Here is a 7,602-nt window from a genome sequence, read left to right on the forward strand (position 1 = left end):
AGACAATTACCCCCACATCTTCTGCTGGTAAAGAATCGAGTAAACTTTCTTGAGTTAGCAGTAGAGAAATTTGGGCATCTTCTGCCATATAAGTCAACCGTTGCTGGGGATAATCTGGATCTAAAGGTATATAGGCTCCTCCAGCTTTGAGAACTGCTAATAATCCGACAATAACTAACAGCGACCGCTCTAAATAAATGCCAACTAAAACTTCTGAATTTACCCCCAAAGATTGAAGATAATGGGCTAATTGATTCGCCTGAATATTTAAGTCTTGATAGGTTAATTCTTGACCTTCAAAGACCACTGCTACTGCAGCCGGTGTTCGTGCTGCTTGTTCTTCAAATAAATGATGAATACACTGATGGAAAGGATATTCTTTTTCGGTAGCATTCCAGTCTTGTAATAATTCTTTTGCCTCGACTTCGGTTAATAGTGGTAGTTGAAAGATTGGCTGTTGCGGGTTAACAACCAATGCTTCTAGCAAGGTGATAAAATTCCCTGTTAATCGCTCAATGGTGCTGCGATCAAATAAATCGGTATTATATTCCCATACCCCTTTTAATTCTGCACCGGTATTCTCCATCGCCAGGGTTAGATCAAATTTGGCGGTGTCATTTTCTGTGGTGAGGGGAGTGGCGGTTAATCCTGTTAGTTCTAAGGGAGACGGGGGACTATTTTGCAGCAGAAAATCCACTTGAAATAAAGGCGCGTGACTTAAATCTCGTTCAGGTTGTAGGACTTCTACTAACATTTCAAAGGGCAAATCCTGATGAGCATAGGCATCCATTGCCATCTCCCGTACTCGACCCAATAACTGATTAAAATTGGGCTTACCTGACAAGTCAATTCGCAGGACCAAAGTATTGACAAAAAAGCCGATTAAACCTTCAATTTCACTGCGATTACGGTTAGCAATGGGAGTGCCAATTAAGATGTCTTCCTGTTCTGTATAACGGTAAAGTAAGACAGCATAAGCGGTTAACAGGGTCATAAATAAGGTGACACCCTGTTCCTGGGTTAATTGGGTCAGTTTTTCGGTTAATTCCCAAGAAAGGCTAAAGGGTAAATGTCCCCCAGCAAAACTTTGTTGATTGGGTCGAGGTCTATCTGTTGGTAAAGATAGGAGGGCCGGTGCGCCGGCTAACTGTTTTTGCCAGTAGTCTAGTTGCTGTTGCAATACCTCTCCCTGCAGCCATTGTCTTTGCCAAAGGGTAAAATCTCCATACTGGATAGATAGGGGATTGAGAGGCGAAGATAAACCCTGAATATAAGCATTATAGAGGGCGGTTAGTTCCTGAAGAAATACCTCCATTGACCAGCCATCACTGACAATATGGTGCATACAGACTAATAAGAGATGTTCCGTTTCAGATAACACCAATAAAGTGATTCTGATTAAGGGTTCACCGGCTAAGTCAAAGGGTTGAATCGCTTGATTTTGTGCTAACTCTTGGGAGGCAATTGCTTGTTCACTGCTAGATAAATGCTGTAAATCCACAACCGTAACTGTCCAGTTTCGTGCTTGTATAACTTGGGTAGGGATACCATCAACGGTAATAAAGTTGGTGCGTAAAGCCTCATGGCGATCGCAAATTTCTTCTAAACTCTGGATTAAGATTTCTGAGTTTAAAGTTCCTTCTAAACGCAAGGCTAGGGGGATATTATAAAAAGAACTATTCGACTCAAATTCAGCCAAAAACCAGAGACGAGTCTGAGCAAAAGATAAGGGTAGTTCTGCTGCTTTGTCCCTGGGTAAAATCGGCAGTTCAGTGAGTTGTTCTCCTTCGGAAAGCCGTTTTATTTCCTGGGACAATTCGGCGATTGTCGGTGCAACAAATAACTCGCGTAAGGGCATTTCTACCTGAAAAGCCTCACGGATGCGCGAAATTAGTTGCGTTGCTAATAATGAATGTCCACCTAACTCAAAGAAGTTGTCGTGAATCCCCACCTGTGCAACTTTTAATACTTTTGCCCAAATCGATGATAATATCTCTTCAATGGGGTTACGCGGCGCAATATACTGCTCTTGGCTTTGGAATTCGGGAGCCGGTAAACCACGGTAATCAGTCTTACCATTAGGTGTTAAGGGTAGGGATTCCAAAATGACAAAGGCACTAGGAATCATATACTCTGGTAACTTAGCTTTCAGGAATTGCCGCAGTTCAGTAACATTAAGCGAATTTTGCTCTTTTGGAGTGGAAATAATCTCTATTTGAGGAATAATATAGGCGACTAAACGTTTCTGATTTGTCTCATCTTCTTGGGCAATAACAACAGCCGTTTTGACCGCACTGTGCTGACTAAGAACGGTTTCAATTTCTCCCAATTCAATGCGGAAACCGCGAATTTTTACTTGATTGTCAATGCGTCCTAAATACTCAATATTACCGTCGGGTAAATAACGCCCTAAGTCTCCCGTTTTATATAATCTGCTTTCTGTTTCCTGATGGAAGGGATGAGGGATAAATTTTTCATTGGTTAACTCTGGATGATTGAGGTAGCCTCTCGCTAATCCCGCACCGCCTATGTGTAATTCCCCAGGCACACCAACAGGAACAGGTTGCAAATATTCGTCTAAAATATAGGTTTCTACCTTAGCAATGGGACGACCAATCACTGGTTTGAGGTTAGCTGTGATCAAACATATCGTGCTATCCACAGTGCATTCTGTCGGGCCATAAACGTTATAGAAATTAATGTTTTCAGCCTTGGCCAAAGTAGCCCACATAGATTCATCAATGGCTTCTCCTCCCACCAAGACAGATTGAGGATGATTGTCACTTTCTAGCAATCCTACTGAAATTAGTAGCCTCAGTTGCGATGGTGTGCAATCCAATACATCTATTTTTTGCTGCCGCAGGTGGGATAACATGGCATGGCTATCAAATCGCACCTTTTCTGGCACAATGTTCAGGCTATGACCATATATCAGTTGAATAATTTGTTGCACAGAAGCGTCAAAAGCTAAAGAGGCATTGATGCTGACTCGCAATGGGGAAATCTGATGGTGAGCATAGATAGCTTCATGCAGTCCGTGAGCAAGATTGACAACGGAGGAGTGCTGAATCATCACTCCCTTTGGCTTTCCTGTTGAACCTGAAGTGTAGATTGCATAAGCTAAGTTTTCCGGTTGAACTTCACAGCAGGGATTTGATTCCTGTGCTTGAGTGATAAACGACCAGTCAGTATCTAAACAAACGATTTCTGATTGGTGTTTTGGAAGTCCTGCGATTAAATGTTTTTGGGTTAACAGAACTCTAATTTGAGCATCTTGGAGGATATACAGTAAACGCTCAGTTGGATATTCTGGGTCAAGAGGAACATAAGCACCACCCGCTTTTAATATCGCTAATAACCCCACAATCATGTCTAAAGAACGTTCAAGACAAATCCCCACTAATTGCTCAGGTTTTACTCCTAAAGACTGCAAATAATGTGCTAACTGATTAGCTCGACAATTTAACTCATTGTAGGTTAATTGTTGCTCTGAATATACAACTGCTACCGCTTCGGGTGTGCGTTTTACCTGTTCTTCAAATAACTGATGAATACAGTAATGATCAGGATAAGACGTTTGAGTTTGATTCCATTCTACTAATAATTGCTGTTTTTCCGATTCAGTCAGTAAAGGTAATTCCCCGATGGTTTGCTGAGGATTGGCTACAATTCCTTTTAATAAAGTTTGGAAATGACCCACCATGCGGGTAATTCTTTCGGCGGTAAATAGGTCGCTATCATATTCCCAAAAACCTTCTAAATAAGCTCCTTTTTCGGTTTCAATTTCCTCTAAAACTAAGCTGAGATCAAATTTAATTCTCTGGTTTTCAACGGCTAAATATTGAGCCTTTAAATCAGGTAATTCTAAAGCATTGAGGGGGGCATTTTGCAGCGCAAACATGACCTGAAATAAGGGATTGTAACTTAAACTTCGTTCGATTTCTAACCCATCAACCACTTGTTCAAAGGGGACATCTTGATTAGCATACGCTTCTAAAACAACATTGCGAGCTTGCTGTAATAATCCCGAAAAAGTCGGATTTCCTTCTAGGGAATTTCGCAGCACTAAAGTGTTGACAAAAAAACCAATCAAAGGTTCAATTTCTTGTCGGTTTCGGTTGGCGGTAGGTGTCCCGATTAAAATATCATCTTGGCCACTATAACGGAAGAGTAAAGTGTTTAAAGCAGCCAGTAAGGTCATAAATAAAGTCGCCCCCGACTTTTGGCTCAAAAGTTTCAGTTTTTCGGTGAGTTCTGAGTTAATTTGAAACGAGATACTATGACCTCGAAAATTGGCAGTAGCTGGACGGGGTTTATCGGTTGGAAGTTCTAATAAAGGAGGAGCGCCCGTTAATTGTTTTTTCCAATAATTTAACTGATTTTCTAAGATTTCACCTTGTAACCATTGTCTTTGCCATACCGCAAAATCCGCATATTGTATAGGTAATTCGGGTAAATCTACGGTTGAATTGGATAAAAGTGCTTGATAAAATTTAGATAATTCTTTAAATAAAATGCCCTTTGACCAACCATCGATAATAATATGATGGAAAACGTTAACTAAAATATAATTTTCATATCCCAGATCAAACAGAGTACATCGTAATAGGGGAGCTTGAGTTAAATCAAAGGGTTTTTGTAGTTCTTCAATAATCTGTTTATCAATTTGATCTTGGGAAATATCCTTTAAATTAATAACTAATAATTTAATCTTTAGAGATGGAGCAATTTTTTGAATAGGTTTTCCTTCAACCATTGGAAAGCTTGTGCGTAAGCTCTCATGCCGTTGAATAATAGCATTAATCGTTTGCTCTAAAATATCAATGTTTAAGCGTCCCGTTAAACGGATGGTTAGAGCTTCATTATAAGCCGAATTTTGCTGATCCATCTGATAGAGAAACCACATTCTCTGTTGAGCAAAAGATAGAGGTAACTCTTCAGTTCTGGCAACGGGATCAATCACCGATTCAAGGGGTTTAGACGGTGTTGTTGCGCTTCTTAAAAAAGTGAGAATTTCTGGTTTTCTTGTGCCGATTTCTTGCTTAATTTCCGGTGTCATCGCTCCCTGGGGAGCTTGATATTTTAACTTATCTTCCTCAAGCCAAAGATTGATGTCTAAACTATTTAAGTAAGATAAAAATTCTGCGACTTTCATTAATAGTATCCTTTTCCCTAATTGATGTTCTGGTATTTTTGGAATGGGGGGTGATGTTTGGCTGGGTTCAGTAGCTCAAGCTAGAGCTACTGTTAGAGATATAATCAACGGTTCTCATAAATTTAAATACCCTCAAAGACTAAACACTATGGCACAAATAAAGGTTATCAATGGCGAGGAGTGAGTGGTTATTGTTAAAGTCAGTTACTATGGGAGCAACCGCTTACATACTCCACAAAAAGACTGTTTTAAACAGAAACTATTTATAGCATATTCTGGATGATAAATTTTAGTGATGGATACAATTTTTTACATTTTTTCCAAAATGGCTCTGAAAAGCTTAAATTTTAGTTAAGCTATTTTCATAATTCTCCTTCTTCATAATTTTCTGAGGCTGTTGTCATAACTTTACCACTTTTGGATAGACTGTGACTATTTTTGGCTACATTAAGCACCTCAATCGTTTGAGTTAAACTGGCAACGGTGGGGTATTCTAATAAACTGTGCAACGACAATTCTACCGAGAAAACATCGCGTAAACGAGAAATAACTTGACTCGCCAGTAAAGAATGTCCTCCTAGTTCAAAGAAATTGTCATGAATTCCAATTTGAGATAGATTTAACACCTTTTGCCAAATGTTAGCAACTTGACGTTCAGCTTCCGTTCTGGGTGCTATCAATTCGTTATTTTCTTTGCCTTGGAGTTCCTTGAGTAATTGCCGCTTATCAATATCTCCATTATCCTTGATAGGGAGGGATTGCCGCAGCACCAGGGGACATTGATAGGACGTTCCAAATCGATCTTTTAGACTAACATGATTAGGTAGATTGACCGATTGAACTGTAGATTTACGGGTGTAATAAGCCGTTAACTTTTGGCATCCTTCCGACCTAGATGTGAAACGGTTAATCTTGCTATTACTCCCATCTAAACCGATCATTAATTGTCTTTGGTTGTGATATAAACTCGTTAGAAATGAGTCTAAACCTTGCCGTACTGTCATATCATAATACCCTTGAGATCGAGTTATGTATTGCATCTGATAACCTTGGCTAATCCCGGTTTCTTGCCAAGTTGTCCAACTGTAACAATAACTGGGGAACAAATTCTTAGATTTTTGATAGCTGTTCAAAGACTCAAGGAAACTATTAGCCGCCGCATAGGAACCCAAAGCCGCTCCTCCAAAAAAACTAGCCAAGGAAGAAAAACTAATAAAAATTCCCTGAGATTCTTTGAGAAGTTGATGTAAAACCCAAGTTCCTATTACTTTAGGACGAAGAATTGTCGATAAACCCTCTTGATTTTCGTCCAGAAGTAAACAATCTTTGTAAATTCCAGCCAGATGAATCACCCCATTAAGTTCTCCTTGCCATTGTCTTTTTACCTGTTCTACAGTCTGTTTAACTTGAGGGAAATTAGCCACATCTACCGCTTGATAAATTACTTCTCCCCCAAGGTTTTCTAAAGCTTGGAGACTTTTTATTTTTAAGGATAATTGATCTTCGGTTTTGAGGTACTCACTCCAAAGGTGTTTTTCTGGTAAAGGTGTTTTTCCAATTAACAGTAAACGAGCTTGATAATTTTTGAGCAAATACTGAGCAATTTGTCTGCCAATCCCTCCTAGTCCTCCAGTAATCAGATAAATTCCCCCTGATTTAAAGGGTAATTCCTGTTGGGGGTGTTGAAGTAAATTGACTTTTTCCAAACCTGCAATTAAACGTTTCCCGTTGCGATAGGCAATTTCTCTTTCCTTGGATAAAACGGATAGTTCTTGCAGCAGATAACTGACATTAATTTCGGTTTGATCCAGGGGTAAATCAACATGACGAGTATTTAACCAAGGAAGTTCTTGAGCTAGGGTTTTGATCAGTCCTAAAACTGGAGATTTTTCATAGGCAATTTCATCGGTTTCTATGACAAATTGACTATAACTAGAAACAAATAGCAATTGAATTTTTGAGTTAAAATCATGAGTTTTAGCTAAAGCTTGAACTAGGAATAATAAATCATAAGTCCCTTTTTCTTGTGCTTTTTCTAACTGTTCAATTGTTGAAATTTCTCCCTGATAGTCTTGATAATTCCCCAGATGAATAATATTGCCAAGAATAATTTTTCGCTCGGATAAAGATGCCATTAACTGTTGATAATGATTGGCTGTCCCGGGTCTTAGGGTATAGCAATTTTGACTGATTTGAGAAAATTCTTCCGCTGCTAAAACCGTGATACAGGGTAAGTTTTGCCCTTGAATTTTTTCTGCTAAAGATGCTCCTAAACCTAAGGAATCCAGAAAAATTAAACTACAACACTTGGAAAGTTCGGGTTTTAAGTTAACTGGAGATCGAGGTTTCCAAACTTTCTGGTAAAACCAATCAGGAATGGTTTGAGCGTTTTCTAATAAAATATCTATTTCTTTTAAAATAGAATTAAATTCTCCATTTCCAAACCG

General features: G+C 39.1%; 2 protein-coding genes. Both read right to left on the minus strand.

Translation table 11 applies throughout. The features are described from left to right. The coding region (locus PX636_RS06255; protein WP_288116521.1) for a non-ribosomal peptide synthetase at nucleotides 1–5,155 on the minus strand (5,155 nt) is incomplete at its 3' end. Between the two features lie 362 nt (nucleotides 5,156–5,517). Next, nucleotides 5,518–7,602 (minus strand): SDR family NAD(P)-dependent oxidoreductase (locus PX636_RS06260; RefSeq protein WP_288116522.1); only part of this gene is annotated, 2,085 nt, incomplete at its 5' end.

It is taken from the genome of Microcystis sp. M53598_WE2, assembly GCF_030067735.1.
Lineage (GTDB): Bacteria > Cyanobacteriota > Cyanobacteriia > Cyanobacteriales > Microcystaceae > Microcystis > Microcystis aeruginosa.